Source organism: Janthinobacterium sp. SUN033, assembly GCF_030397595.1.
GTDB lineage: Bacteria > Pseudomonadota > Gammaproteobacteria > Burkholderiales > Burkholderiaceae_D > Janthinobacterium > Janthinobacterium kumbetense.
Map to the genome: position 1 here is coordinate 294,831 of NZ_JAPQNV010000001.1, position 26,603 is coordinate 321,433.

Genomic DNA, 26,603 nt, shown 5'->3' on the forward strand with positions numbered 1-26,603 from the left:
GCCCCCTGTCAGCCGGCCTCGTCACATGATAGGCTTCGGTTTTCAGATTTCGGGATCATTCATGCTGCTCTGGCTCAGGCAATACCGGCGTCCTCTGTTGGCCGGAGACATCACCGCCGGTATCGTGGTCGCCATGATGATGGTGCCGCAAGGCATGGCTTACGCGCTGGTGGCCGGCTTGCCGCCCGTGGTGGGCATCTACGCCAGCATCCTGCCGCCCGTGCTGTACGCCCTGTTCGGCAGCAGCATGACGCAATCGGTGGGGCCCATGGCCATCGTTTCCCTGATGACGGCCGCCGCCCTGGCGCCGCTGGCCGACCCCGGTTCCTCGCTGTATATCGTGCTGGCCGCCCAACTGGCTTTCATCAGCGGCCTCGTCCTGCTGCTGTGCGGCGTGCTGCGCCTGGGTTTCATGGCCAGTTTCCTGTCGCGCCCCGTGATCAGCGGTTTCAGCAATGGCGCCGCGATATTGATCATCTGGGGGCAGATCACGCCCTTGCTGGGGGCGACGCTGCCCCACTGGCATGCGCCCAGCCTCGTGCTGGGGCTGTCCGGCCTGCTGTTCCTGTGGCTGTCCAAGCGCTACGCGTCGCGCCTGCTGCGGCGCTGTGGCCTGAACCGGGTGGCGGCCGACGTGGGCGCGCGCCTGGCGCCGATGGCGCTGGTGCTGGCCGGCATCGCGCTCGTCGCCTATGGCGGCCTGGAAGCGATGGGCGTGCAGACGACGGGCCACGTGCCCAGCGGCTTGCCGGGCCTGAACCTCGCCACCTCCGGCGCCCATTGGCGCACATTGCTGTCGCCCGCGCTGCTGATCGCCTTCATCATCTTCCTGATGAGCATGTCCGCCGCCCAGACCCTGGCGCAAAAACGGGGCGAAAAGCTGCATACCAACCGCGAACTGCTGGGCCTGGGCGCGGCCAACGTGGCCAGCGCGCTGTCGGGCGGCTTTCCCGTCACGGGGTCGATTTCGCGCTCGGCCGTCAATTTTCAGGCGGGCGCCAACACGCCGCTGGCCAGCATCATCACGGCCGGCTTGCTGGCGCTGGCGCTGGTGGCGCCCACGGGCTGGCTGGCCCTGCTGCCGCTGCCCGTGCTGGCGGCCACCATCATCTTTGCCGTGTCCAGCCTGCTGGACTGGGATACCTTGAAACTGTCGTGGCGCTACGACCGCAGCGATGCGCTGGCCCTGCTGGCGACGACGGCCGGCGTGCTGGTGCTGGGCGTGGAAGCAGGCGTGGTGATCGGCGTGCTGTTGTCGATGGGCACCCTGATCTGGCGCGCCAGCCGCCCGCACATCGCCGTGCTGGGGCGTATCCCGAACAGTGAGCACTTCCGCAACGTGGAGCGCTATGAAGCGCAAACCTTGCCGGACGTCTTGCTGTTGCGCATAGATGCAGGCTTGTTCTTCGGCAATGTCGAGGCCGTCACGGAGAGGGTGGAAGACGAATTGCGCGGCCACCCGACGGCGCGCCACCTGGTGCTGGTGTTGTCAGCCGTCAACCAGATCGACAGCACGGCTTTGCTGGGCTTGATCGAACTCAATAGCGCGCTGGCCAAGCGCGGCATCAGCCTGAACCTGGCCGAAGTGAAGGGCCCTGTGATGGACCGTTTGCGCCAGAGCAGTTTATTGAAAGACTTGAGCGGCAAGCTGTACCTGAGCACGGCGCTGGCGACAAACGATTTGAGCGGGAAAAAGAGTGGAGAACCGGCATGACGATGGAATTGAATCTGCATGGCGAACCGCGCGCCGTTGACACCATCGCTGCGCTGGAACAGGCGCTGCAGGAGGCGCGCGCGCTGGCCCAGTGCGAACTGTGGCTGACCCTGGCCATGGATGCGGAGCAGGGCCCGGCCCTGTGCATGCTGCGCAATGGCGGCAATGCCTGGCTGATGTATCTGTCGGGACAGGACGACCTGAGTTTTCACTCGCTGGGCGACGAAGAGGCGGACGGCGCCTGCAGCTACCTGCTGGCCAATGGCCAGGTGGATGTGTATCCGGAAAGCTGGTGCGTGGACGTGGAACACTGCCAGCAGGCTTTCGTCGCGTTTTTCAGGACAGGCGGGGCGCGGCCGGCCGCCATCGAATGGGAGGCCGATTGACATGCCGCAAACCATCATCGCCGACATCGACAAGGACTTGCTGGCCGCGCTGGACGCCAGGGCAGAGTTATTGACGCTGCACGCCATCCTGCTGCGCTACAAGGCCGGCGGCGTGACGGCGCAGCAAGTGGCCGCCTTGCTGCAGGAATTGCGCCCGTCTATGGAGGACGGCGCTCAGGAAGGGCCGCTGGAAGACGTGATACTGGACGCCCTCGACATGGTGACGGGCTGGTGCACGCCGCAACTGCGGGTATGGGACGAGGCAGGAGGCGAGCATGCATCCTGACAAGTTCAAGCAGGTGGCGGGGCTGCCGTCCGCCGAGCGTCATGCCTACTTTGTGCGCAAGGTGGCCGATACGCAAGAAGTGTGGGGCTTGCACCATGACGGCTGGGCCACGGCGCAAGCCGACGGCAAGGTCGCCATCCCGTTCTGGCCGGAAGCCGCGTTTGCGCAGGCGTGCGCCAGCGGCGACTGGGAACATTTCCAGGCGCGCGCCATCGGGCTCGATGATTTTCTGGCTAAATGGCTGCCCGGCATGGCGAACAATAAGCAGCTGGCTTTCGTGTTTCCCGTGCCGCAAGGCAGCGCCAGCATCGCGGCGCCGGGCGACTTGCTGGCCGACCTGCGAGAGGAAGCCAGACAATATGAATAATCAGGAAGAGCGCCTCGACGCCTGGTACGACGGCTCGGCCATCTGCCTGATCGCCGTCGGCGCGCAAGGCGACCCGCTGAACCTGGGCGGCGACGAGGTGCGCGCCCTGATCGCGAAACTGCAGCAATGCCTGGCCGAGTCCGAAGCCGGCCAGGACTGAAGGCTCAGGCGGCCGCCAGCGCCTTTTCCATCGCCACGCTGGCCAGGCTGATGCCGCTGGGGTGCGCATACGCTTCCTCGCGCAAGGAAATAAACCCTGCGGCCCGGTAAAACGGCACGGCGTTCAGCGACGCGGACAGGTGCAGACGCGCAATGCCGTGTCCGCGCGCCAATTGCTCCAGCGCCGCCAGCAGCCGCTTGCCGATGCCGAGTCCCGCACGCGCCGGATCGACGAACACGGCCTCCACTTCCTGCTTGTCCGCATCGAGCATGGCGTAGCCGGCAATGGCTTCTCCCTGCATCGCCACGACGCCACCACCCGCGGCCAGCATGGCGGCATACGCCCGCGGCACAGGCGTAGCCGTCCACGCAGTAATTTGCTCCGGCGCATAATGCGTGGCGCAACTGACGCGCACGGCCACCGTGCGCAGGGCCCACAGGGCGCCGATGTCGGAATCAAGGGCGGGGCGCAGGGTGATGGTCATGGACGCTTTCCGGGCAAAAGGCCATGCTAGCGCAATGGCTGGCAGCACGCCAGCCAGAGTTCATGCCGCGCTCAGCCAGCAGATGAGCGGCGGCGCCTGGGTCATATAGAAAGACATGGCAATCGCCAAAAGATTGCCCTAAGGAATAGACTTGCCCCTGCAGTTGACGTTATCATGTTTTTGTAAGTGTCGGTGGCTGAGCAGTCAGCGCATAGTTGAAACATGGTGACAGGCGGGGGTGAGCATGGGCATGGCGAAGGATGCGTGAGGTGCCTGGCGGCGGGCTGGGCAGGGCAGCGGTGCGCCGCTGTGGCTGCGCATTGCTGCTGGTATGCTGTGTTGCCGCGGCCCCGGCCGCCGTGCCGGCCGCGACGCCGGACTCGGCGGCGCCGCACCAGGGGCAGCGCGTGCTGTTTCTCAACGCTTACGATTACGGCCGCGCCGGCGTGGAATCGTACACGCGCACCTATGTGGCCGCCATGGCCGCCGCGGGCCTGGCCAGCGAAGACATCATGGTCGAGCACCTGAACCTGAATACCCAGGGCGACCCGGCGCTGCGCAATGAGATGCGTGATTTGTTGCTTTTAAGATACACCAAGATGATGGGCCGCAAGGCCGACCTGATCATCGCCATGCAGCAGCCGGCGCTCGATTTGTTGCTGTCGGACCTGGCGCCGCTGGCGCGCGGCGTACCCGTGCTGGCGATTAACACTTCGGGCAAGGCCTTGCCGGCCGGCAGCCCGTCTTCCATCTGGCAGCAAAAGGTGAACGTCGATTTTGCCGGCACGCTGGCGCAAGCCATGGCGCTGTTCCCGGAGACCAAGACCATCGTCATGGCCGTCGGCGCCAGCGAGGCCGACCAGGCCCTGAAGCGCAACATGCAGCAGGCGGCGCAGGCGTGGCAGGGCAAGGTGGTCATGCGCTACCTCGATGACCTGACCCTGGAACAGATGCGCGCGGCCGTGGCGCACTTGCCCGCCGATACGCTGCTGGTGGCGGGCAATGTCAACCGCGACGTGGACGGCAATATCGCCACGCCGGTGCAGTTTGCCGCCCAGCTGGCGCGGCTGGCCAATGTGCCCGCCTTTGGCATGTATAACGCGACGGTCGGCAAGGGCATCCTGGGCGGCTCCATCCTGCACATCGAGCGGGCCGCGCAGCAGGTGGCGCAGATGTCGCTGGCCGTGTTGGCCGGCAAGGCGCCTGCCGCGCCGGGCGCTTTGCTGCCGCCGGCGCGCCCGGTGCCCATGTATGACTGGGAACAGCTGCAGCGCTGGGATGCGGATATCAGCCGGCTGCCGCCGCACACCCTGTTCTTCAACCGTCCGCCGCAGCTGTGGCAGGAGCACCGCGTCGCCGTGCTGTCGGCCGGCGCCGTGTTTCTCGCCATGGCGTGCATGCTGAGCGCCTTGCTGCTGCAGCGCCGCCGCCTGCGCCGCGCCGAGAGCGATGCGCGCGAAAGCGAGCAGCGCTTCCGCATCCTCGTCGAGCATGCGCCCGAAGCCATCGTCGTGTATGACCTGGACCTGGACCGCTTCATCGACGCCAACAGCAGCGCGCAGCGCATGCTGGGGATGTCGCGCGAAGCGCTGCTGGCGCGCGGGCCGTTCGACCTGTACACGGGCGAGCAGCCCGATGGCCTGCCGCTGGGACTCATGATGGAAGAGCATCTGCGCCGCGCCATGCTGGGGGAACCCATCCTGGTCGAGCGCAATGTGCGGCGCGCCGACGGCAGCATCTTTCCCTGCGAAGTGCGGCTGGTGCGCTTGCCGATGGAAGGGCGGCGCCTGGTGCGCAGCGGCATCGTCGACATTTCCGAGCGCAAGCACAGCGAGCAGGAACTGCTCGGCTACCGCGACCACCTGGAAGAGCTGGTGCAGCAGCGCACGGCGGCCCTGTCGGTGGCCGTCACCGAGGCCGAATCGGCGAACCGCGCGAAAAGCGTCTTCCTGGCCAACATGAGCCACGAATTGCGCACGCCCTTGAATTCCGTGATCGGTTTTTCGCAGATGATGGCCGATTCGAGCAGCATGTTCGAGGAAGAAAAGCATAACCTGGCCATCATCAACCGCGCCGGCCATCATTTGTTGACCTTGATCAACGATATCCTCGAATTGTCGAAAATCGAGGCGGGCCGCATGCAGCTGCAAGCGGGGCCCGTGGACTTGAACGGCTTGCTCGACGAGGTGCTCGAGATGGTGCGCATGCGCTCCGGCGACCAGGGCATCGCGCTGCGGCTGGAGCGTTCCGGCGTGCCGCCGCTGGTGCGCCTCGACGGCGCCAAGCTGCGCCAGGTGCTGCTCAATTTGCTGTCGAATGCGCTCAAGTTCATCGAGCAGGGCAGCGTGACCCTGTCGCTGGCCTGCCAGGCAGACGATGATGGGCAAGTGGCGCTGGCGTTTGCCGTGCGCGATACGGGCAGCGGCATCGCGCAAGAGGACCTGGAACGCATCTTCGAACCGTTCGTGCAGGCCGACAGCGCCGTGGCGCAGGCCGGCACGGGACTGGGGCTGACCATTTCGCGCGAATTCGTGCGCCTGATGGGCGGCGAGCTGCGCGTCGAGTCGACCTTGGGGGCCGGCTCCGTGTTCCACTTCGACTTGCGCGCCCCCTGCGTGCAGTGCCCTGCCGCCGCACCGCTGGCGCCGGGCCGCGTGGCGCGCCTGCCGGCGGGCCAGCGCGGGCGCACGGTGCTGCTGGTCGACGATGACGACAACTGCCGCAAGCTGCTGGCCGGCTTGCTGGCGCCGCTGGGCTTCCAGCTGCAGGAGGCGGCCGGCGGCGTGCAGGCGCAAGCCATGCTGGCGGCGCAGCGCTACGACATCGTGCTCAGCGACTGGCGCATGCCGGACATGGACGGCCTGGCGCTGACGCGCTGGCTGCGCGCGCAGTCGGCGCTGGTGCAGCCGCGCCTGGTGATCATGACCGCCTCCGCCTTCGAGGAAGAAAAGCAGGAGGCGCTGGCCGCCGGCGCCGACGGCTTCCTGCGCAAGCCGATCGAACAGGAACACCTGTTCGCCATGCTGGAGCAGCAACTGGGCGTGCGCTTCCAGCGCACCGCCGCCGCGCCGCCGCGCGTGCCGGCGGCCGCCTTCGACCTGCAGCAGGCGCTGGGCCAATTGGGCGCGGCCGAACGGCAGGCGCTGCTCGAATCCGTGCGGGCCCTCGATTTGCGGCGCAGCGCCATCGTGCTGGCCGGTGTGGCGACCAGCCTGCCGCAGCTGGCCGCGCACATCGCCGCCATGCTGGAACAGCATCAGTACCAGCCGCTGTGCGCCTTGCTGGCGCAGCTGGCCAGCGAACCACAGGGCGAAGACGCATGACGGTTCACGCATCCAAGGGCGCGCGCCTGGGCGGCGTCTCCATCGTGCTGGCCGTCAGCGTGGCGCTGACCTTTGTCGTCACCGCGCTGCTGCTGGTGTTTGCCGTGCTGTTTTACCAGTCCGAACGCGAGCAGCGCTGGCAGCAGCTGCACCGCAGCCTGGCCCTGAGCGCCGACCAGCTGGCCGTGGCCATCGAACTGCCCTTGTGGAATCTCGATGAAAAGCAGATGCAGGCCATCATGCGCAGCACGCTGGGCAAGCGCGACCTGGTGGCCAGCTCCCTGACGCCGGGCATTGGCAAGGAAGCGCTGGTCCTGCGCCGCACCGCGGCCGGCGCCATCGGCAGTTTTTCCTCGCTGTCCGCGGAACCCGGCTGGCTGGTGCAGCGGCGCCCCGTGACGATGGGCGGACAAGTCATCGGCAACGTGGCCGTGTATGCGACGCCGGCCCTGCTGCACGCGCAGCTGCGGCAGCGCGCGCTGGGTATCGGTGCCATGATCGTGGCGCTCGACGTGATCCTGGTGGCCAGCATCTGGCTGCTCATGTGGTGTCTGATGCTCAAGCCCCTGAAGGCGATCGGCCAGTATGCGGCCGGCGTCCAGGCAGGGCAGAGCGAAGCGGCCGGCACGCCGCCGAAAGCGTGGTTCCTGGGCGAGCTGCGCACGCTGTACCGTTCCATCCGCGACATGGTGGCGCTGCTCGACAGCCGCTACCGCGCCTTGCAGCGCAGCGAGGAGCGCGTGCAGATGGCCACCGGCGCGGCCAGCATCGGCATCTGGGACTGGAACGTCATCAACGATGCCTTGCAGTGGGATGAGCAGATGTATGCGCAGTTCAAGGCCGATGCGGACAGCGCGATGGCGCCGGCGGCGATCTGGCGCGCGGCGCTGATGCCGGACGATGTGCCGGCCGCCAAGGAGGCCCTGCGTGCCGCGCTGGGCGCCGGCCAGGCCTTCACGCACGAGTACCGCATCCTGTGGCCCGATGGCGCCATCCGCTACATCAAGGCCGATGCCGTGATCTTCCGCGACGGGCAGGGGCGGCCCATGCGTCTGGTGGGTTCGAACTACGACATCACGGCGCACCGCGAGGCCGAACTGGAATTGCTGCGCCACCGCCATCACCTGGAAGAACTGGTGGCCGAGCGCACGAGCGCCCTGTCGGTGGCCGTCAGCCAGGCGCAGGCGGCGAACCGCGCCAAGAGCACCTTCCTGGCGAACATGAGCCACGAACTGCGCACGCCCTTGAATTCCGTGATCGGCTTTTCGCGCCTGATGGCCGCCTCGCCGAACATGCAGGACGATGAAAAGCGCAACCTGGCCATCATCCACCGCTCCGGCAATCATTTATTGACGTTGATCAATGAAATCCTCGAACTGTCGAAGGGCGAGGCGGGGCGCCTGCACGCGCAGACGGCCGTGGTGGCGCTGGCGCCCCTGCTGCAGGAAGTGATGGACATGCTGGGCATGCGCGCCGAGCAGCAGGGGCTGGCCTTGCGCCTCGATTGCGCCGACGTGCCGGCGGCCGTGCTGCTCGACGCGACGCGTTTGCGCCAGGTGCTGCTGAACCTGATGTCGAACGCCGTCAAGTTTGCCGGCGGCGGCGAGGTCGCCTTGCGCGTGCGCGGCGAGCGGCGCGATGACGCCACGTGGCGCCTGTCGTTCGCCGTCAGCGACACGGGCATCGGCATCGCCCCGGAAGACCAGCAGCGCATCTTCGAGCCCTTCGTGCAGGCCGACAGCGCGGGACCGAAGGATGGCACGGGCCTGGGCCTGGCCATCTCGCGCGAATTCGTGCAATTGATGAAAGGCGAACTGACGGTGGAATCCATGCCGGGGCAGGGCGCCACCTTCCGTTTCAGCATACCCGCGCAGGCGGCCGAGGCGCCCGTGGCGGCGCCCGTGCCGCTGCCCGCAGTGCCGGCGCCCGAGGCGCCGCCGGCATTGCGGGCGCAAGACTTGCTGCTGCTGGCAGGGGAAGAGCGCGCCGCCTTGCTGGTGGCGCTGCGCGAATTGAACCTGGCCAGGGTGGCCCTGCTGCTGGGCGCCTTGCCGCCGGCGGCCGCGCCCGTGCTGGCGCCGCTGCAGGCGATGCTTGACCAGCATCAATACCGTCAGCTGTGCGACTTGCTGGAGAATGAGGGCGCGCTGGCGCACGCTTGAAAAGTGTGGGCTGACAACATCGGATTCGCTGAAAAGACGGACTAAGTGCCGCCGATGGATGGTGCTAAATTGCAATAAAGATTATGATGATAGTACGTAGTTCATCGCAAAGAAATGTCTTGTCCAGCGCGGCAACGGACCGCCGCGCCTCATCCAAAGCTGAGAGAACTGCTACATGCACCGCGATTTTTCGGAAGTGAATTCGAAGGGCGAAGTACTGATCGTTGAAGATACGCCGGCTTCGCTGAAGCTGTTGAGCGATTTGCTGGGCGGCGCCGGCTATGCGGTGCGCCAGGCGCCGAACGGCGAACTGGCCCTGTGGACGGCCCAGGCGCGCCCGCCCGAGCTGATCCTGCTCGACGTACGCATGCCCGGCCTCGACGGCTTTGAAGTGTGCCGCCGCCTGAAGGAGATACCGTCCTTGCGCCAGGTACCGGTGATCTTCCTGTCGGCCCAGTACGATACGGACGACAAGGTGCGCGGCTTCGCGCTGGGCGCCGTCGATTTCATCGCCAAACCCTTCCAGGCCGAGGAAATCCTGGCCCGCACGGACGCCCACGTGCGCCTGGCGCGGGCGCAGCTGCAGCTGGCGCAGGAGCGCGCCAACCTGGAACGGCGCGTGGCCGAACGCACGGCCGAACTGGAGCAGGTGGCCAGCACCTTGGCGCGCGAAGTGCAGATCCGCCGCGCCAATGAAGAATTGCTGCGCCTGTCCGGCCAGGTCTTCGAAGCGACGCAGGACGCCATCCTGATCACCGATCCGGCCGGCGTCATCGTCACGGCCAATCCCGCCTTTACGCGCATCACCGGCTACGCGGCGCAGGAAGTGGTGGGCACGGACATTTTGCGCCTGCACGCCGAATACACGGGCGAGGCGGTGCTGCTGGCCCTGCGCCAGGGCTTGCGCAGCAGCGGCTGCTGGTCGGGCGAGGTGCAGACGCGGCGCAGGAGCGGCGACACCTATCCCTGCCTGCTCAGCGTCTCCACCGTGCACGGCCCCGACGGCGCCGTCGTCAACTACATCGGCGTCTTCCTCGACATCAGCGAGCGCAAGGCGGAGCAGCATCTGATCGATTTCCTCTCCTACCACGACGCGTTGACGGGTTTGCCGAACCGCGTGCTGCTGCGCGAGCGCTTTGAACAGGCGCGCGCGAACGCCCTGCGCGACAGCCAGCAAGTGGTGCTGATGTGCCTGGACCTGGACCGCTTCAAGAACATCAACGATTCGCACGGCCAGGCCGTGGGCGACAAGGCGCTGCAAGTGGTGGCGCGTTTCCTGTCCGGCTGCGTGCGCGAAGGCGACACGGTGGTGCGCCAGGGCGGCGACGAATTCCAGATCCTGCTGCAGGACGATGCCCTGCTGGGGCGCACGCTTGCGCTGGCGCAAACCATCCTGGCCGGCTTGCGCGAGGAACTCAGCGTCGATGGCGAGCGTCTGGCGCTGACGACCAGCATCGGCATCGCCATGTGTCCGGCCGACGGCGACAGCCTCGACGACGTGCTGCGCCACGCCGACACGGCCCTCGTGCGCGCCAAGGAAATGGGGCGCGACCATTACGCCTTCTTCACGGAGCGCATGGGCAGCGACATCCGCGCCCGCCTGGCGATGCAGCAGCAGCTGCGCGGCGCCATCGGCCGCGATGAATTCGAAGTGCACTACCAGCCGCAGATGTGCTTGCGCACGGGCGCCTTGCTGGGCGCGGAAGCCTTGCTGCGCTGGGATAACCCGGTGCTGGGCAAGGTGCCGCCCGGCCTGTTCATCGCGCTGGCCGAGGAATATGGCTCGATCACGGCCATCGGCGAATGGGTGCTCGAAAGCGTCTGCGCGCAAATCCGCGCCTGGCACGACGCGGGCCTGGGCAGCATCAAGGTGGCCGTCAACCTGTCCGGCAAGCAGTTCGCGCAAGACCGCACGGTGCCGTTCGTCGAGGCGGCCCTGCGTAAATACGCCATCGCGCCTGCCTGCCTGGGCATCGAAATCACGGAAAGCACGGTGATGGGCGACCCGGACAAGGCGGTGGCGGCCCTCACGCGCCTGAAGGATATCGGCGTGGGCATTTCGCTTGACGACTTCGGCACCGGGTATTCCAGCCTCGGCTACCTGAAACGCTTCCCCATCGACGTGCTGAAGATCGACAAATCGTTTGTCGACGACGTCACCACCAGCAGCAGCGATGCGGCCATCGCCCGTTCCGTCATTTCGCTGGCGCATAACCTGGACATGCGCGTCATCGCCGAGGGCGTGGAAACGCGCGAACAGGTGGATTTTTTGACGGAACACGGCTGCGACGAAATGCAGGGCTATTACTTCAGCCGCCCCCTGGCCGCGGAAGCCTTCACGGCCTTGCTGCGCGAACGGCGCGTGCTGACGGTGGCGCCGGCAGCCGTGTCGGCATAAGCACACCCCGCGCCGCGCCTGCACGATAACTGCACTGATATGGTGCGGGCGCCGCAATGCGGTGCATGATTCTCACGTTTCTTCCCTCTGACGCTGGCATGCATCCTGCTTTGTAGATCGTTATTTACACGATTGCAGTGCATGCCAGACAGCCCACATTTCGCAACGCCTTCTGCCGCCAGCGCGCACAGCGCCTGGCAGGCGCATTTGCGCCTGGGCTTTGCGCTGCACGATGGCGTCAGCCGTCTCGTCGAGCGCACGCACAGGGGCCCCCTGCGCGTGCAAAAGCCCCTGTATCCGGAAGGCGATGCCGTCTGCCACGCCATCGTCATCCATCCGCCCGGCGGCGTGGTGGGCGGCGACCAGCTGGCCGTCGACGCCACGGTGGGCGAGGGCGCGCACGCCTTGCTCACGTCGCCGGGCGCCGCCAAGTGGTACCGCGCGAACGGCCATGTCTCGGGCCAGCACCTCGTGCTGCGCGCCGGCAGCGGCGCCGCCATCGAGTGGCTGCCGCAGGAAAGCATCTTCTTTGACCAGGCTTGCGTGCGCCTGCGCCACGAGGTGGAACTGGCGCCGGACGCCCGCTACATCGGCTGCGACATCGTCTGCCTGGGCCGCAGCGCCTCGGGCGAAATGTTCAATACGGGCAGCATCAGCCAGCAGGTGCAGATCCGCCGCGGCGGCAAGCTGCTGTGGTGGGAGCAGGGCGTGCTGGCCGCCGGCGGCGCCCTGATGGCCAGCCCGCTGGGATTGGGGGGGCACACGGTGTGCGCCACCCTGATCGCCGTCGGCATGCCCGTTTCTCCCGCCGTGCTGGCGGCCGTGCGCGAGATCGCCGTGCCGGCCGGCGCCGCGTTTGGCGCCACGCACATGAAAGCGCTGGTGGTGGTGCGCCTGCTGTGCGGCGACAGTGAGGCGGCGCGCCGCATCATGCTGGCCGCCTGGCAGCTGCTGCGTCCCGCCATGCTGGGACGCGACGCCGTCGTGCCCCGCATCTGGAACACTTAATCAGGAAAGAAGCGCAAGGAAAACCATGGACCTGACTCCCCGCGAAAAAGACAAGCTGCTCATTTTTACGGCCGCGCTGCTGGCCGAACGGCGCCTGGCGCGCGGCTTGAAGCTCAATTATCCGGAAGCGGTGGCCCTGATCAGCGCCGCTATCATGGAAGGGGCGCGCGACGGCAAGTCGGTGGCGCAGCTGATGTCGGACGGCACGAAGATTCTGTCGCGCGCCGACGTCATGGACGGCATCGCCGAGATGATCCCCGATATCCAGGTGGAAGCGACCTTCCCCGACGGCAGCAAGCTGGTGACCGTGCACCACCCGATACCGTAGTTTTGATTGCATGGCAGGGCGCCATCCGCGCCGTGCCTGTGTGGCGCCGGCGATCCGCCGGCCAGCGTAGAGCGCTTTGACGAAGGAAAACATTATGACCCCAGGCGAATACAAATTGGAAGAAGGCGAAATCAGCCTGAATGCGGGCCGCGCCACGGCTACCGTGGTGGTGGCCAACCGGGGCGACCGGCCGATCCAGGTGGGCTCGCATTTCCACTTTTTCGAAGTCAACCCGGCGCTGGCCTTCGAGCGCTGGCGCGCCTACGGCATGCGCCTCAATATCACGGCCGGCACGGCCGTGCGTTTCGAACCGGGCCAGCAGCGCACGGTGGAACTGGTGGCGCTGGCGGGCGAACGCAAGGTCTACGGCTTCAATGGCGCAGTGATGGGTGAACTGCAAGACATTCCACCGGGAAAGGATTGAGATGGCCAGCATTCCCCGCAGCGCGTACGCCGAGATGTTCGGCCCCACCAAGGGCGACCGCATCCGCCTGGCCGACACGGAACTGTTCATCGAGATCGAGCATGACTACGCGATCTACGGCGAAGAGGTGAAATTCGGCGGCGGCAAGGTGATCCGCGACGGCATGGGCCAGTCGCAGCGCTGCGCGGCCGAGGTGATGGATACCGTCATCACGAATGCCGTCATCCTCGACCACTGGGGCATCGTGAAAGCGGACATCGGCCTGAAAAACGGCCTGATTTTCGGCATCGGCAAGGCGGGCAATCCGGACATCCAGCCCGGCGTGACCCTGGCCATCGGCGGCGCGACGGAAATCATCGCCGGCGAAGGCATGATCGTCACGGCCGGCGGCGTCGACACGCATATCCACTTCATCTGCCCGCAGCAGATCGAGGAAGCGCTGATGAGCGGCGTGACCACCATGCTGGGCGGCGGCACGGGGCCGGCCGTGGGCACGGCCGCCACCACCTGCACGCCGGGGCCGTGGCATTTGCACGCCATGCTGGCCGCCGCCGACGCCTTCCCGATGAACCTGGGCTTCATGGGAAAAGGGAACGTCAGCCTGCCGTTGCCGCTGGAAGAGCAGGTGCGCGCGGGCGCCATCGGCCTGAAACTGCACGAAGACTGGGGCAGCACGCCGGCCGCCATCGACAATTGCCTGTCCGTGGCCGACCGCATGGATATCCAGGTGGCGCTGCACAGCGATACCCTCAACGAGGGCGGCTTCCTGGAACACACGCTGGCGGCCTTCAAGGACCGCACCATCCACACGTTTCACACGGAAGGGGCGGGCGGCGGCCATGCGCCCGACATCATCGCCGCCGTCGGGCAAGCCAACGTGCTGCCTTCGTCAACCAACCCCACGCGTCCGTTCACCGTCAACACGCTCGACGAGCACCTGGACATGCTGATGGTGTGCCACCACCTGGATCCGGCCATCGCCGAAGACGTGGCGTTCGCCGAGTCGCGCATCCGCCGCGAAACCATCGCCGCGGAAGACATCCTGCACGATATCGGCGCCATCTCGATGATGTCGTCCGACTCGCAGGCGATGGGCAGGGTGGGCGAAGTGATCATGCGCACCTGGCAGACGGCGCACAAGATGAAGGTGCAGCGGGGCGCGCTGGCGCCCGACACGGCGCGCAGCGACAATTTCCGCGCCAAGCGCTATATCGCCAAGTACACGATCAATCCGGCCATCACGCATGGCATTTCGCACGTGGTGGGCTCGATCGAGGCGGGCAAGATCGCCGACATCGTGCTGTGGAAGCCGGCCTTCTTCGGCGTCAAGCCGTCGATGATCTTAAAAGGCGGCATGATCGCGGCGGCGCAGATGGGCGACCCGAACGCCTCGATTCCCACGCCCCAGCCCGTGCACTACCGCATGATGTTCGGCGCCTTCGGCGGCGGCCTGAAAAAGTCGTTTACGTTTGTCTCGCAGGCGGCCTACGAGCTCGATATCGGCCACCAGCTCAAACTGAATAAATCCGTCATCGCCGTGAAGAACATGCGCGGCTTGCGCAAGCACGACATGGTCCACAACAGCGCCACGCCGCACATGGAAGTAGACCCGGAAACCTACGCCGTGCGCGCCGACGGCCAGCTGCTCGTGTGCGAGGCGGCCGCTGTGCTGCCCATGGCGCAGCGCTATTTTCTATTTTAGGCAGGAGACAAGCATGCTCACTTTGCATACCAAACTGACGGCAGACGATCATCGCGCCGCCGTTGCCCAACTGGTGCTGCCCTACGACCAACGCGAAAAATGCCGGCTGCGCGCCGTGCTGTCGAATGGCGAGGACGTCGCCGTGTTCACCGTGCGCGGCACGGTGCTGCGCGACGGCGAACGCATGACGGGGCCGGATGGCCAGGTGGTGCAGATCGTCGCCGCGCGCGAACCGACCTATCTGGTGCAGTGCGCGGATGCGCATACCCTGCTGCGCTGCGCCTTCCACCTGGGGAACCGCCACACGCAGGCGCAGGTGGGCGACGGCTTTTTGCGCATCCGCAAGGACGTGGTGCTCAAGGAGATGCTGGAAGGCTTGCAAGCGACTGTGACGGAAGAAAGCGCGCCGTTCGAGCCCGAGGCGGGCGCGTATGGCGGCGGCCATGGTCACCACGATGGTCACGGCCAGCACTTGCTGGCGCCCGTGCCGCTGCGGCAAAAGATCCACCGCCCCGGTGACGCCGCATGATGCAGGCGTCGGCCCTGCTGCATTTGCTGCAGTTCGCCAGCCCGGCCTTGCCGATCGGCGCCTACAGTTATTCGCAGGGGCTGGAAGCGGCGCTAGAATCGGGCTTGGTGACGGATGCGGCCACGGCGCGCGAATGGATCGCCCAGCATCTGGCGCAGGTGGTGGCGCGCTGGGAGGCGCCCCTGTGCTGGCGCTTGATGCAAGCCTTCGAAGCGCAGGATCTGCACGCCGTGCAGCGCTGGAGCGAGCGTTTCATCGCTTCGCGCGACACGGCGGAATTTCGCGCCGAAACCATCCAGATGGGATATTCGCTGACCAAATTGCTGGCCGAGCTGGGCGTGGCCGACGGCGTGCTGATCGACATGCTGCAGGGCCAGCCGGAGGTGGCCCTGCCCACCGCGTATGCGTGCGCCGTGGCGGCGCTGGCCATTCCGCGCGAAGAGGCGCTGCTGGCCATGCTGTTCGCCTGGGCGGAAAACCAGGTGCTTGTCTGCGTGAAATCCGTGCCGTTGGGGCAGGTGGCGGGCCAGCGGCTGCTGCTGTCGCTGCGGCCGGACCTGGAAGCGGCGGCCTTCACGGCGCAAACCTTGCAAGACGACGAGATGGGCAACTGGGCGCCTGGCCTGTCGCTGCTGTCGATGCGGCACGAAGTGCAGTACAGCCGGCTGTACCGCTCCTGAACACTACCACGAGAGACTACAACATGACATCGATTACCTCAAACCCCCTGCGCGTAGGCATCGGCGGCCCCGTCGGCTCGGGCAAGACGGCCCTGTGCGAAATGCTGTGCAAGGGCATGCGCGAGCGCTACGACATGGCCGTCATCACGAACGATATCTATACCAAGGAAGACATGGAAATCCTGCTGCGCGCCGATGCCTTGCCGGCCGAGCGCCTGATGGGCGTGGAGACGGGCGGCTGCCCGCACACGGCCATCCGCGAAGACGCGTCCATCAACCTGGAAGCGATCGCGCGCATGCAGGCAGACTTTCCGAATCTCGACTTGATCCTGGTCGAATCGGGCGGCGACAACCTGGCCGCCACCTTCAGCCCGGAACTGTCGGACTTGACGATTTACGTGATCGACGTGGCTGGCGGCGAAAAAATCCCGCGCAAGGGCGGGCCCGGCATCACGCGCTCGGATTTGCTCATTATCAACAAGACGGACCTGGCGCCCTACGTGGGCGCCAACCTGGACATCATGGCGCAGGACGCCAAACGCATGCGCGGCGAGCGCCCCTTCGTGTTTACCAACCTGCGCAGCGGCGACGGCGTGCAGGTCGTCATCGATTTTATCCGCGAGCAAGGTTTGCTCGATCAACCAGGCAAGGAGCTGTAATGAGCGCAAGATTGATGAAGAAAACGGCCGCCGTGGCGGCGCTGTGCCTGCTGGCCTTGCCCGCCATGGCCCATCCCGGCCATGGCGAGAACGCCGGCTTCCTGGCCGGTTTCGCCCATCCGTTCACGGGCATCGACCATTTGCTGGCCATGCTGGGCGTGGGCATCTGGGGCGGCCAGCAGCGCGGCGGCCTGGCCCAGCCCGTCACTTTTCTCGGCATGATGCTGCTGGGCGCGCTGGCCGGCATGGTCGGATTGACGGTGCCGGGGCTGGAAACGGGCATCGCCGCCACGGTGGCGCTGGTGGGGCTGGCCATCGCGCTGGCGCTGGCCTTGCCGAACTGGCTCGGCATGGGCCTGGTGGGCGTGTTTGCCTTGGCGCATGGCAATGCGCATGGCCAGGAATTGCCGGCCGCCTCGGCCGCGTGCGGCTTCATGCTGGCCTCGGCTGTCTTGCTGGGTACGGGACGTTTCCTGGGCCAGGTATTGGCCGAGCGCATGCTGCGCGTGGCCGGCGTGGCCTTGACGGCCGCCGGCGTGGTGTTGCTGGGGCTAGCTTAAGCGCCGGGGCGCTTGTCGGACAGCACGATGGGCGCCGCCTTTTCCGGGTGCAAGCCCTGGTGGCCCGCATACACGGCGGCAATGGCGGCCATGTCGGCATCCTTGTCGCCCGTCAAATATAAATGGTCGACGACGCCCAGCACCTTGTTCGGGTAGTCGATGTACACCAGCAGCAAGGGCACCTTGGCCGCCACGGCCAGGTGATAAAAGCCGCTTTTCCAGTTCGGACGGTAGCTGCGCGTCGCTTCCGGCGTGATGGCCAGCCAGTACCAGTCGGCCGCCAGCATGCGCTCGGCCTGGCGCTGAATGGTGCCGCTGGTGGTGCTGCGGTCGACGGGTTCGCCGCCCAGGTAGCGCAGTACCTTGCCCATGGGGCCGCGGAACAGGGAATCCTTGGCCAGCCAGCGGAAGGGCAGCGACAGCGCCCATTTGCCGAACAGGCCCACCATGAAATCCCAGTTGGACGTGTGCGGGTAGACGACGGCGATGCCGCGCGGCCCCGGCAGGGGACGGAAGCGCATGCGCCAGCCAAACAGGTGCAGCACGCGCAGCGCGCAACGCTGGTGCCAGGTCGGCAAGTCGCCCGCTTGTACAAATAAATCGTCCATTGATACCCTTCAGTGACACTGTTCTTAATGGGATGGCGCTGGTGGCCATTTTCCTTGAAGCAAAATTCTGCGCAGGCATTCTATACGGGGCTGGCGATGGCGACAAGCAGCCGAGGCCGCTATTCATGCGGTGTCGGGGCCGTTGCTGCTGCTATTTTAACGATGCTTGACCTCCGTGTCGGGCACTAAATGCGCACAATGTGGTCAAAACTTCATGCAGTGTTGATCCACCCGACAGGGAGCCATGGCATGAAAAACAGCATCGACGAGGTGAATGGGGAGAATGTGCGAACGGACAAGGTGATGGCCGAGCTCGTCGAGCGGGGCGTTGCTTTTCACCACGCACTGGGGCGGACGGTGGCGACAGCGTATTTGCGCGAGCACGCGGTACCGGTCGAGGTGATACGCCGCGTCTTCAGCAGCGTGCAGGCGCGCCGTCCGGCCCGGCCGGCACGGCGCCGATGGCGCTGAAGGTGAGGGAACGGCGCGGCGGCGTCAATAAAAAAGCGGCGGACGCGGCGATCGTCACGCAGTCAGTGCGTTGGTATCGTCGCGTCCGCCGCCAGGGGGCATGGGCGGCGCAGTGCCGCTCAGGGTGCTTTCAGGGTGCCGCTCAGCTTGCCGCTCAGCTTGCCGTTCAGGCTTGTGCCGCCAGCGCCGGGTAGTCCGTGTAGCCGGCAGCGTCCGGCGCGTACAGGGTGTCCGGGTTCAGCGGATTCAAGGGCGCGTCGCTGTGCAGGCGGGTGGGCAGGTCGGGGTTGGCGATGAACCACAGGCCAAAGGCGACGGCATCGGCTTCGCCCTTGGCCAGCAGGGCTTCGGCCGCCGCCTTGTCCATTTTTTCGTTGGCGATGTACACGCCGCCGAACTCCTGCTTCAGGTACGGACCCAGGCGGTCTTCGCCCAGCGCTTCGCGGGCGCAGATGAAAGCGATGCCGCGCTTGCCCAGTTCGCGTGCCACGTAGCCGAAGGTGGCGCGCGGGTCCGAATCGCCCATGTCGTGCGCATCGCGGCGCGGCGCCAGGTGCATGCCCACCTTGTCGGCGCCCCAGACTTCGATGCACGCGTCCGTCACTTCCAGCATCAAACGGGCGCGGTTTTCAATCGAACCGCCGTAGTTGTCGGTGCGCAAGTTGGTGCTGTCTTGCAGGAACTGGTCGAGCAAATAACCATTGGCGCCATGGATTTCCACGCCGTCGAAACCCGCTTTTTTCGCATTTTCGGCGCCCAGGCGGTAGGCTGCCACGATGCCGGGAATTTCTTCCGTATCGAGCGCGCGCGGCGTGACGAATTCCTGCTTCGGACGTACCAGGCTGACGTGGCCGGCCGGCTTGACGGCGCTGGGCGCCACGGGCAAGTCGCCATCGAGGAAGACGGGGGCGGAAATGCGGCCCACATGCCACAGCTGCAGCACGATCAGGCCGCCAGCGTCATGCACGGCCCGGGTGATGTGTTTCCAGCCTTCCACCTGTTCCTCGGACCAGATGCCCGGCGTGTCGGCGTAGCCCACGCCCTGCGGCGTGACGGCCGTCGCTTCCGAGATGATCATGCCGGCCGAGGCGCGCTGCGTGTAGTACTCGGCCATCAGGGCGTTGGGCACGCGGCCCGGATTGCCGGCGCGCGAACGCGTCAGCGGCGCCATGATGATGCGGTTTTTCAGTTGCAGACTGCCAATGGTGATGGGGTCGAATAAAGTTGCCATGATTATCATTTCCTTGTTGGGGACGCTCGAGCGGCGTTGAGACGGAGTGATCGAGATGAAAGCTGTGCTTACAAACCTTGCTGCATGTGATCGAGAAAGGCCTGGATGGTGGCTTCGTTGCGGCTGAAGAAACTCCATTGGCCCACCTTGGTTGCGGAAATCAGGCCCGCCTTTTGCAAGCTGGCCAGGTGCGCCGAGACCGTCGATTGCGACAGGTTCAGGCGGCGGTCGATCAGGCCGGCGCACACGCCCAGGTGCAGCGGGTGGTCCTGCTCCTGGAAATACTGTTCCGGCTCCTTGAGCCATTGCAAAATCTGCCGGCGCACCGGATTGGCCAGCGCCTTGTGGATGGCGTCGATATCCATATTGTTTCTCCTGAACATACAATTCGCTTTTCAGCGATGTATATATCGTAGTTGTTCAATTCTAATATCGCTGTTTTACGATATATCTATCTTACGATATAAATGAAAAGCGTGCTGGCGGCGCGCGTTTTTGAACGGATTCAGGCGGGAAGGGGATTGCGCTGCAGCACGGCCGGGCCCGTCAGCACGATGCGCACCAGGTCCACCTGGCGCTGGGCGCCGGCCTTGGCGGTGGCGCTCTTGATCTGCGTGCGCGCCGTGTGGATGGAAATGCGTTGGCGCTCGGCGTATTCCTGCAGGGAATAGCCGTTGACGAGCGCTTCCGTCAGGCGCGCCTCGGCCACCGTCATGCCATAGAAATTGCGCAGGGTGGCGGCCAGGGAGGTGATCAGGTCGCTGCTGTCGCTGAGAAAGACGGCGATGGCGCTGGCCGAGCCGAACGGACTGTGCCAGGAGGGCAGGGGCGTGACGCGCAGGCGCAGCTGTTCTCCCGTCAAGCCGCTCAGGTTGAGCACGCCGCCGGGACCGCCTGCCGCCGTCGTGCCCGTTTGCGCCGCCTCGTGCAGCATGCGCCGCAGCGCGCCGTTGTCCGCTTCGCGCGGGCAATACAGGGGCGCGCCTTCACGCAACTGGAGCAGCCGCGTCGCAGCCGTCATGGCCAGCGCCCGCTCGTTGGCGTACAGCAATTGCGACGTGGCGTCGAGCAGCAGCACGCCAAACGGCAGCAATTCCAGCACCTGGGTGGAACTCCGGGACAGCACTTCCAGCCGGCGCAGCTTGCGCTGCAGGGCAAAGGCCGTCTGCAAATGCGGCATCAGGCTGCGGACCAGCGCCAGCTCGCCCGCCTCATAGGCGCCCGCCCGTTCGCGGCGCACCACGGTGACGTTGGTGGAACGCTCGGCGCGCAATTCGACGATGGCCGCCGCCGTATAAAAGATGTCTTGCGGGCGCAGCCAGTCCGTCCAGTATTCGGTTTTCTTCAGGCAATGGTCGGGAAACAGCATGGAGCCGGTGACGACGGCGCCTTCGTGGTGCAGGGTGGCGTCTTCCAGCCAGACATTGCGCGCGCCGTAATAGCTGGCAAAGCTGGCCATGGCATCCGTTTCGAAGCCATAGGTGGCGGACAGGCCGCTGCCGGGCAGCTGGACGTCGACCGAGCGGTTGTTGAAATCATTGGCCCAGATCAAACCCGCGTGCGATTTCAGCTGGCGTGCAAAGGCGGCAAGGAAATCTTGCCATTGGATATGTTGTGTGGCCGCTTCGTAGATCAGGGTAATCAGTGCCTGGCTGGCGACGGCGAGCGATGGCGTCATTGGCGATCCTCATGGCGGCAAGCGGTGGACAAGGCATGGCGCGGGCGGCCTTGGCAGCGGCCGCCCGGCTTCCCTAGCGCGATTCCAGCCAGCTTTTACCGCCGGAGGTGCACGTGCTGAGGCTGGCGTACTGGCTCACATAGTTATAACCGCTGCCGCAGCCCCCTTCGCCGGATTTGACAGGGCCGTAGCAAGCGCCTTCATAGCTGAGCTTACCATTGACGGTGGTGCTTTTGACACAGAAATTGTAGTTGCTGGCCACGGTGTTGTTGGGCAAGGTGGCGCCGTTGTTTTGCCCGCAGCCCAGTTCCTTGCTCACGGAGCGCGCGTAGTCGACCATTTTCTGGTACGTGCCGCTGTAGTAGGTATCCGCCTTGGCCTTTTCGCCCTGCTTGCAGGCGGCGATCACGCTGTCATAGCCGGAATCGGCCTGGGCGTAGTTGCCCGATACCTGGATGCCGCAGGCGCTGGCTTGCTTGCGTTCCGTATCGCTGATCAGATTGTTGTACTGGCAGGTGGACGAGGTGCCGCCGCTGGCGCTGGTGGAACCGCCGCCCGAGCCACTGTCGGCGCTGCCGCCGCCACCGCAGGCGGACAGCATGAGGCAGCCGAGCAAAGTGACGGCAAAGGTGGTTGGATGTGCTTGCATGATTTTCCCTGTGGACGGTGACTTGCCACCATGTGTCTGGTGGTATCTTTGCTACAAGGAATTGTATCGGGCATGTTTTTTGGAAACATCACCCATTTGGGGTATGCGCCGGCGGCACGGAGTGGGGTAGGGCGGCCGGCTGGCCGCCCCGGCGGGGATCAGGCGAAGTGGAACAGCAGCAAGGCGATGACGGCAGGCACCGTCTGCAGGTAGAGGATGCGCGTCATGACGGTGGCTGCGCCCCATGCGCCGGCCACGGCGATGCACGCCAGGCCGAACACGGTAAACGCATGGGCGATGGCCGCGTCCGGGTGAAAAAAGCCCAGCGCCAGCGCCGCGACGAGAAAACCGTTGTAGCAACCCTGGTTCGACATGGCGGGACGCACGATCTCCGCTTTTTCCTTCGACAGGCCAAACACCTTGCGTCCGCGCGCATCGAACAGCACGGTTTCCAGCAGCACGATATACACGTGCAGCAGCAGGATGAGGGCGGTAAGAATCTGGGCCAGAAGTAGCATCATTGTTCCCGAGAGTGAATGGATGCGGCAATTATGCGGCCATCAGCATGTTTTTTGGCAACTTTCGATTGGAGCGGCCGCACTAGAAAAATGTGCTGGCGGCAAGCCTTTTCACCCGATGGTATACTTTTCCTTTTGCTCCTGTGGGGACGACCCCGCTCGATGACGGGGCTGCATGGCGGGGACGACCCTGCCGCCTCAGGAGAGTACGATGGCGTGGATTATTTTGGTATTGGCTGGTTTGCTGGAAATCGGCTGGGCCATCGGCCTCAAATACAGTGCCGGCTTTACCCGCCTCGTGCCATCCGTGCTGACGGCTATTTCCATGCTGGGCAGCGTGGTGATGCTGGGCCTGGCCTTGCGTACCTTGCCGCTGGGCACTGCGTACGCCATCTGGACGGGCATCGGCACCGTCGGCACGGCCATCTTCGGCATCATGGTGCTGGGCGAGCCGGCCAGCGCCGCGCGCATCGCCTGCATCGCCCTGATCGTGTCGGGCATCCTGGGCTTGAAATTGCTCAGCCCCCAATAAAGGACGCCAGCATGAGCCTCGCCATGACGTATTTCTACCTTGCCATCGCCATCATCGCCGAAGTCATCGCCACCAGCGCCTTGAAGGCGTCCGAGGGCTTCAGCCGCTTGTGGCCCAGCGTCATCACCGTGCTTGGCTACAGCATCGCCTTCTGGTGCCTGTCCCTGACCTTGAAGGTCATTCCTACCGGCATCGTGTATGCGATCTGGTCGGGCGTGGGCATCGTGCTCATTTCCGCCGTCGGCTGGTTCTGGTTCAAGCAAAGCCTGGACACGCCGGCCCTGATCGGCCTGGGGCTGATCATTGCCGGCGTGCTCGTCATTAACTTGTTTTCAAAGTCCGTCGGCCACTAAGAGCCTATCCCAGTAGATGAATACATCCCCTGCCGGCGCCCCTCAGAAGCGGGGACTGCGTTGATCGTCGTCGCGTGGCTCGCCACGCGTCCTCCTCACGCCTTGTCCGCGCTCCTGATGAACTGCCAGCAGATGACGCTCCCTACTGGAATAGGCTCTAATCAAAAGCTGGCAGCCACGCGCGCCAGGTAATACCACTCCGCATTGGCCGCCGCATTGACGTCGGGGAACAGGATATAGGCGTCGAATTCGGCCGTCACGGGCGTGCCGTCTGCGCGCACGCCGATCTGCTCGCCCTGTTTGACCTTGTCAAAGCTGGACCAGGTCTTGATGAAGCGGTCGCTTGCATGCAGTTTGTCGTGCACGACGACCATGTTCAGCGCTTCCATGTCGGCGTCGGCGATGGCTTCCGGTTGCGGCGCGTCAATGAAACCGAGGAAAGCCAAGGTGTTCATGATGGCGCGGTAAGCGACATCCGGCGCGGCCGGGTCCGCGTGCTGGCCGCATTCCAGGGTGAGGGCGTAACCGCCCGTCGAGCGCATGTATTCGGTGGTGCCCACGCCGTAGCGCAAGACCAGGCCCACCTGGTCGCTATTGCCCAGGCGGCGCTGCACGCCCTGGCCATACGCATGCAGCCAGCCGTCGACGAAGCGGCGCACGCCCAGGCGGCGTGCCAGCGCGCGTTCCTTTTCTTCATGTTTGAAAGGTTGCAGCGGGCCGTCGTTGTTGCGCGGCCCCACCATGACGAAGGGTTGGCTGTCGGCATTGAACGAGTGCAAGTCGAGCAGCACGTCGTGCTGGCCCAGCAGCGGGCACAGCCAATTGGCGATGCGGTCTTCGAAATCTTGCGGATCGTCGTTCGGGAACAGGTTGCGGTTCAGGTTGCGGTCGCCGCTGCGCACGCCCTTGGCGTAAGCGAGCGGGTTGGTGATGGGCACGAAAGTGACGCTGCCGGCCACGATGGACAGGGCGCCGCTGTCGAGTTCAGCCATCACGCGGTGGATGCCCTTGGTGCCGCAGGTTTCATTGCCGTGCACGGCGCCGGTGACGATCAGGCGCGGGCCGCTGCCCTGGCCCGTGTAGTTGATGGACTTGAAGTGGAGTGCGCTGCTCATGCTGGACATATCCTATTGGTATCAGGGAAGGGAAGGCGGGGTCGGCATATTTTAGCGGGATTCGCCATGGACGCCTGTAAAAAGTTGGCCATGGCGGCGTGCGGCGTGGCATGATCGGCGCCACCGTTGTTTTCCCTTGCCGATTCCATGTCCAGTACGTCCCATCCTTCCCGCCTGTACGGCCTCGATACCTTGCGCGCGCTGGCCATCGTGCTGGTCTTCATGAACCATTATTTGTTGTTCGTCAGCGAGGGCGGGGCGTTTGGTTTCTGGGGAGAAATCGGCTGGACGGGCGTGGACCTGTTCTTTGCCCTCAGCGGCTACCTGATCGGCAACCAGATCTTTGCGGCCTTGCGCAGCGAGCAAGGCTTTTCCTTGCCGCGCTTCTATGCGCGCCGTTTCCTGCGCACCTTGCCCAGTTTTTATGCCGTGCTGGCCCTGTATTATTTGTGGCCCGCGTTTCGCGGCGATAGCGCGCTACTTCCCTTGTGGAAATTCCTGACGTTCACGCAAAACATCAATCTGACGCCGGGCACGGCGTTTTCCCATGCGTGGTCACTGTGCGTGGAAGAGCAGTTCTACGTGCTGCTGCCGGCCGTGGCGCTGGCGATCGCGGCTTGCCGCAAGTCCCTGCTGTGGGCGTGGGTGGCCGTGGCCGCCAGCTTTATCGTCGGCATGCTGCTGCGTGCTTATCTGTGGGATGAATATGTGCACGTGCCGCGAGGCGGCCTCGGCTATTACAAATACATTTATTACGCGTCGTGGTGCCGTTTCGACGAGCTGGTGGCGGGCGTGGCGCTGGCGCTGCTGAAAAACTACCACCCTGGCGCCTGGCTGCGCCTGACGTCTTATGGCAATCGCACCTTGCTGGCGGGAGTCTTTGGCACGGCGCTGATGTTTTACGTGTTTCTCGCCGATCACTATGGTTATTGGGTGACGGTGTTCGGCTATCCGGCCCTGGCCGCCAGTTTTACCTTATTGCTGATCGCCGCGCTAAGTCCTGCCAGTGTTTTATATCAACTGCGCGTGCCGGGCGCGGCCAGCCTGGCCCTGTGGTCGTATGCGATTTATTTGCTGCACAAGCAGCTGTGCATTCTGCTGCGACCCTTGTTGCAAGACTTTGGCCACGGGCCGGATGGCCTCACCGCAATACTGGTCAGTATCGCTGTCAGCATCGCCACGGGCTGGCTCTTATATAGATTGGTGGAAACGCCGTTCATGCGCTTGCGGGCGCGCTATGTTCCCGCGAATCATGCTTGACGATTACATGTCGATCACATCGAGTCCCCGCGGCGTGCCCACCAGCAGTTCCAGGATGGCATGCACGCGCAGATTCGTCTCTTCATGTGCCGTGTTGAAGATCAGGGCGCGCAGGCCAGGCACGGCTTCCATGATGTGCTCGCTGGCGTAGGCATTGATCAATAACAAGACCAGGTCGGTGGCGCCCGCGCCGGGCTGGCGCCGCAGCCGGTCGTGGATCACGTTCAGCAGTGCGCGCTGCATGCGCGGCGTGGGATTGGTGATGTAGGCGAAGACGCTCGGCGTGTTGGCGATGGCTGCGCAGAGGCGCCGTTCCATCTCGTCGGGTTTTACGTCGGAGGCGATATCGAAATACGCGGCATCCCAGCGCGTGCGCGCATACGGGTGGCCGGGCGGGAAAGAGTCGGCCGTTTCAAAACCGCAGATGCGGCTCAGGGTTTTCAGCCAGGCGAATAGGGTGGAGTTCATGCCGCGATTCTAGCGGCATTCCGCGTGTGCCGGGCCCTCTCCATATAAAGGGGGCTGACGCCCCGAGAAATGATTAAAGTTTCCTGTAAAAGAGCCCTTGTCATTCTGGGAAAGCCTCTCTATAATGCTGGTCTTCGGGGCGGTTAGTTCAGCTGGTTAGAATACTTGGTCGACATCCAAGGGGTCGGGGATTCGAATTCCTCACCGCCCACCAGAATTTAGTAGTAAGCAGTTTTCAAGAGTTTTAAGCTGGCGCAAGCCGCAAGCGGTCATTTGAAATACAATGATCAACAAAAGTTTTACGGGCGGTTAGTTCAGCTGGTTAGAATACTTGGTCGACATCCAAGGGGTCGGGGATTCGAATTCCTCACCGCCCACCAGAATGCAGTTAGAGAGAAAGGTAAAACCGGTTATGACACCGCGAACTACTACCAAGCTTTGGGAGTGACGCTAGTCGAACGGGTTTCCTTTGTCTCAAGAAAGTGAAAAACGCGGCTAGTCCGCGTTTTTTTGCGTCTGCGTTTTCCTTTCAGTTATTTACCCATCACAT

The 26,603-nt window shown here is 64.8% G+C and carries 29 protein-coding genes and 2 tRNA genes; 22 read left to right on the forward strand and 9 right to left on the reverse strand.

Annotated features, from left to right (window positions below; genetic code table 11):
* Positions 1-61 precede the first annotated feature (61 nt).
* The 5 genes from sulP to OX460_RS01405 are packed head-to-tail and all read left to right on the forward strand — an operon-like array spanning position 62 to position 2,913.
* Positions 62-1,714, forward strand: a complete 1,653-nt coding sequence (sulP, locus tag OX460_RS01385) for a sulfate permease (RefSeq protein WP_289897376.1) — start codon at positions 62-64, stop codon at positions 1,712-1,714.
* Entirely contained in the window at positions 1,711-2,100 is a 390-nt protein-coding gene (locus OX460_RS01390) for an Imm1 family immunity protein (RefSeq protein ID WP_289897377.1), read from the forward strand. Before sulP ends, OX460_RS01390 begins: the two co-directional genes overlap by 4 nt.
* A gap of 1 nt (position 2,101) precedes the next feature.
* Positions 2,102-2,386 (forward strand): hypothetical protein, encoded by a 285-nt coding sequence (locus OX460_RS01395; RefSeq protein ID WP_289897378.1) that lies wholly within the window; start codon positions 2,102-2,104, stop codon positions 2,384-2,386.
* On the forward strand, positions 2,376-2,753 hold the full coding sequence (locus OX460_RS01400) for a DUF2750 domain-containing protein (RefSeq protein ID WP_289897379.1): 378 nt from the start codon (positions 2,376-2,378) through the stop codon (positions 2,751-2,753). Before OX460_RS01395 ends, OX460_RS01400 begins: the two co-directional genes overlap by 11 nt.
* On the forward strand, positions 2,746-2,913 hold the full coding sequence (locus OX460_RS01405; protein ID WP_289897380.1) for a hypothetical protein: 168 nt from the start codon (positions 2,746-2,748) through the stop codon (positions 2,911-2,913). Before OX460_RS01400 ends, OX460_RS01405 begins: the two co-directional genes overlap by 8 nt.
* 4 nt (positions 2,914-2,917) lie before the next feature.
* On the opposite strand, the gene OX460_RS01410 is transcribed toward OX460_RS01405, so the two are convergent.
* Positions 2,918-3,397 carry a GNAT family N-acetyltransferase gene (locus tag OX460_RS01410; RefSeq protein ID WP_289897381.1) on the reverse strand — a complete coding sequence of 160 codons (480 nt, stop codon included), beginning with the start codon at positions 3,395-3,397 and terminating at the stop codon, positions 2,918-2,920.
* A gap of 260 nt (positions 3,398-3,657) precedes the next feature.
* Here OX460_RS01410 and OX460_RS01415 point away from each other — a divergent pair, with 260 nt between their 5' ends.
* From OX460_RS01415 to OX460_RS01465, 11 genes are all read left to right on the forward strand, one after another.
* A complete protein-coding gene (locus tag OX460_RS01415; RefSeq protein ID WP_289897382.1) occupies positions 3,658-6,720 on the forward strand; it encodes a PAS domain-containing hybrid sensor histidine kinase/response regulator in 3,063 nt (1,020 codons plus the stop codon).
* Positions 6,717-8,882 (forward strand): ATP-binding protein, encoded by a 2,166-nt coding sequence (locus tag OX460_RS01420; RefSeq protein WP_289897383.1) that lies wholly within the window; start codon positions 6,717-6,719, stop codon positions 8,880-8,882. Before OX460_RS01415 ends, OX460_RS01420 begins: the two co-directional genes overlap by 4 nt.
* 175 nt (positions 8,883-9,057) lie before the next feature.
* The gene (locus OX460_RS01425) at positions 9,058-11,280 is read left to right on the forward strand and encodes an EAL domain-containing protein (protein WP_251348195.1); all 2,223 of its coding nucleotides are present in this window, start codon (positions 9,058-9,060) and stop codon (positions 11,278-11,280) included.
* Between the two features lie 141 nt (positions 11,281-11,421).
* Positions 11,422-12,288 (forward strand): urease accessory protein UreD, encoded by an 867-nt coding sequence (locus tag OX460_RS01430; protein ID WP_289897384.1) that lies wholly within the window; start codon positions 11,422-11,424, stop codon positions 12,286-12,288.
* A 25-nt stretch (positions 12,289-12,313) separates the two neighbouring features.
* A complete protein-coding gene (locus OX460_RS01435) occupies positions 12,314-12,616 on the forward strand; it encodes an urease subunit gamma (RefSeq protein ID WP_034751936.1) in 303 nt (100 codons plus the stop codon).
* Between the two features lie 94 nt (positions 12,617-12,710).
* Entirely contained in the window at positions 12,711-13,040 is a 330-nt protein-coding gene (locus tag OX460_RS01440; RefSeq protein ID WP_289897385.1) for an urease subunit beta, read from the forward strand.
* Between the two features lies 1 nt (position 13,041).
* Positions 13,042-14,742, forward strand: coding sequence for an urease subunit alpha (gene ureC, locus OX460_RS01445; protein ID WP_289897386.1), 1,701 nt, complete (start codon positions 13,042-13,044; stop codon positions 14,740-14,742).
* Positions 14,743-14,755: 13 nt separating this feature from the next.
* Entirely contained in the window at positions 14,756-15,271 is a 516-nt protein-coding gene (gene ureE / locus OX460_RS01450; protein ID WP_251348199.1) for an urease accessory protein UreE, read from the forward strand.
* Positions 15,271-15,951 (forward strand): urease accessory protein UreF, encoded by a 681-nt coding sequence (locus OX460_RS01455; RefSeq protein ID WP_289898401.1) that lies wholly within the window; start codon positions 15,271-15,273, stop codon positions 15,949-15,951. The genes ureE and OX460_RS01455 overlap by 1 nt, the downstream gene beginning before the upstream one ends.
* 23 nt (positions 15,952-15,974) lie before the next feature.
* On the forward strand, positions 15,975-16,610 hold the full coding sequence (ureG, locus tag OX460_RS01460) for an urease accessory protein UreG (RefSeq protein ID WP_289897387.1): 636 nt from the start codon (positions 15,975-15,977) through the stop codon (positions 16,608-16,610).
* Positions 16,610-17,170, forward strand: coding sequence for a HupE/UreJ family protein (locus OX460_RS01465; protein ID WP_289897388.1), 561 nt, complete (start codon positions 16,610-16,612; stop codon positions 17,168-17,170). The genes ureG and OX460_RS01465 overlap by 1 nt, the downstream gene beginning before the upstream one ends.
* Here OX460_RS01465 and OX460_RS01470 read toward each other — a convergent pair.
* Complete coding sequence (locus OX460_RS01470) at positions 17,167-17,778, reverse strand: 1-acyl-sn-glycerol-3-phosphate acyltransferase (protein WP_077406249.1); 612 nt, start codon at positions 17,776-17,778, stop codon at positions 17,167-17,169. The genes OX460_RS01465 and OX460_RS01470 overlap by 4 nt on opposite strands.
* Positions 17,779-18,027: 249 nt before the next feature.
* Between OX460_RS01470 and OX460_RS01475 the strand changes: the two genes are divergently transcribed.
* Positions 18,028-18,249, forward strand: coding sequence for a hypothetical protein (locus OX460_RS01475; protein WP_077406246.1), 222 nt, complete (start codon positions 18,028-18,030; stop codon positions 18,247-18,249).
* 166 nt (positions 18,250-18,415) lie between these two features.
* Here the strand turns inward: OX460_RS01475 and OX460_RS01480 are convergent, their stop codons facing one another.
* From OX460_RS01480 to OX460_RS01500, 5 genes are all read right to left on the reverse strand, one after another.
* Positions 18,416-19,480: an alkene reductase gene (locus OX460_RS01480; protein ID WP_099667401.1), complete on the reverse strand. Its 1,065-nt coding sequence runs from the start codon at positions 19,478-19,480 to the stop codon at positions 18,416-18,418.
* 68 nt (positions 19,481-19,548) lie between these two features.
* Positions 19,549-19,845, reverse strand: coding sequence for a helix-turn-helix transcriptional regulator (locus OX460_RS01485; protein WP_034751927.1), 297 nt, complete (start codon positions 19,843-19,845; stop codon positions 19,549-19,551).
* A gap of 140 nt (positions 19,846-19,985) precedes the next feature.
* Positions 19,986-21,158, reverse strand: a complete 1,173-nt coding sequence (locus tag OX460_RS01490) for a helix-turn-helix transcriptional regulator (RefSeq protein WP_289897389.1) — start codon at positions 21,156-21,158, stop codon at positions 19,986-19,988.
* 73 nt (positions 21,159-21,231) lie between these two features.
* Positions 21,232-21,807, reverse strand: coding sequence for a hypothetical protein (locus tag OX460_RS01495; RefSeq protein ID WP_099667403.1), 576 nt, complete (start codon positions 21,805-21,807; stop codon positions 21,232-21,234).
* Positions 21,808-21,965: 158 nt separating this feature from the next.
* A complete protein-coding gene (locus OX460_RS01500) occupies positions 21,966-22,325 on the reverse strand; it encodes a DUF1304 domain-containing protein (RefSeq protein WP_150131136.1) in 360 nt (119 codons plus the stop codon).
* Positions 22,326-22,536: 211 nt separating this feature from the next.
* On the opposite strand from OX460_RS01500, the gene sugE reads away from it, so the two are divergent.
* Positions 22,537-22,857, forward strand: coding sequence for a quaternary ammonium compound efflux SMR transporter SugE (sugE, locus tag OX460_RS01505; RefSeq protein ID WP_034783172.1), 321 nt, complete (start codon positions 22,537-22,539; stop codon positions 22,855-22,857).
* A gap of 23 nt (positions 22,858-22,880) precedes the next feature.
* Positions 22,881-23,210 (forward strand): SMR family transporter, encoded by a 330-nt coding sequence (locus OX460_RS01510; RefSeq protein ID WP_289898402.1) that lies wholly within the window; start codon positions 22,881-22,883, stop codon positions 23,208-23,210.
* A 161-nt stretch (positions 23,211-23,371) separates the two neighbouring features.
* Here OX460_RS01510 and OX460_RS01515 read toward each other — a convergent pair whose 3' ends face one another.
* A complete protein-coding gene (locus tag OX460_RS01515) occupies positions 23,372-24,325 on the reverse strand; it encodes a succinylglutamate desuccinylase/aspartoacylase family protein (RefSeq protein ID WP_289897390.1) in 954 nt (317 codons plus the stop codon).
* A 147-nt stretch (positions 24,326-24,472) separates the two neighbouring features.
* On the opposite strand from OX460_RS01515, the gene OX460_RS01520 reads away from it, so the two are divergent.
* Positions 24,473-25,585, forward strand: a complete 1,113-nt coding sequence (locus OX460_RS01520; RefSeq protein WP_289897391.1) for an acyltransferase — start codon at positions 24,473-24,475, stop codon at positions 25,583-25,585.
* Positions 25,586-25,588: 3 nt separating this feature from the next.
* On the opposite strand, the gene OX460_RS01525 is transcribed toward OX460_RS01520, so the two are convergent.
* On the reverse strand, positions 25,589-26,053 hold the full coding sequence (locus tag OX460_RS01525; RefSeq protein ID WP_099667406.1) for a hypothetical protein: 465 nt from the start codon (positions 26,051-26,053) through the stop codon (positions 25,589-25,591).
* Between the two features lie 137 nt (positions 26,054-26,190).
* Between OX460_RS01525 and OX460_RS01530 the strand changes: the two genes are divergently transcribed.
* Positions 26,191-26,267: transfer RNA gene (locus OX460_RS01530), tRNA-Val, on the forward strand.
* A gap of 89 nt (positions 26,268-26,356) precedes the next feature.
* Positions 26,357-26,433: transfer RNA gene (locus OX460_RS01535), tRNA-Val, on the forward strand.
* Positions 26,434-26,603 lie beyond the last annotated feature (170 nt).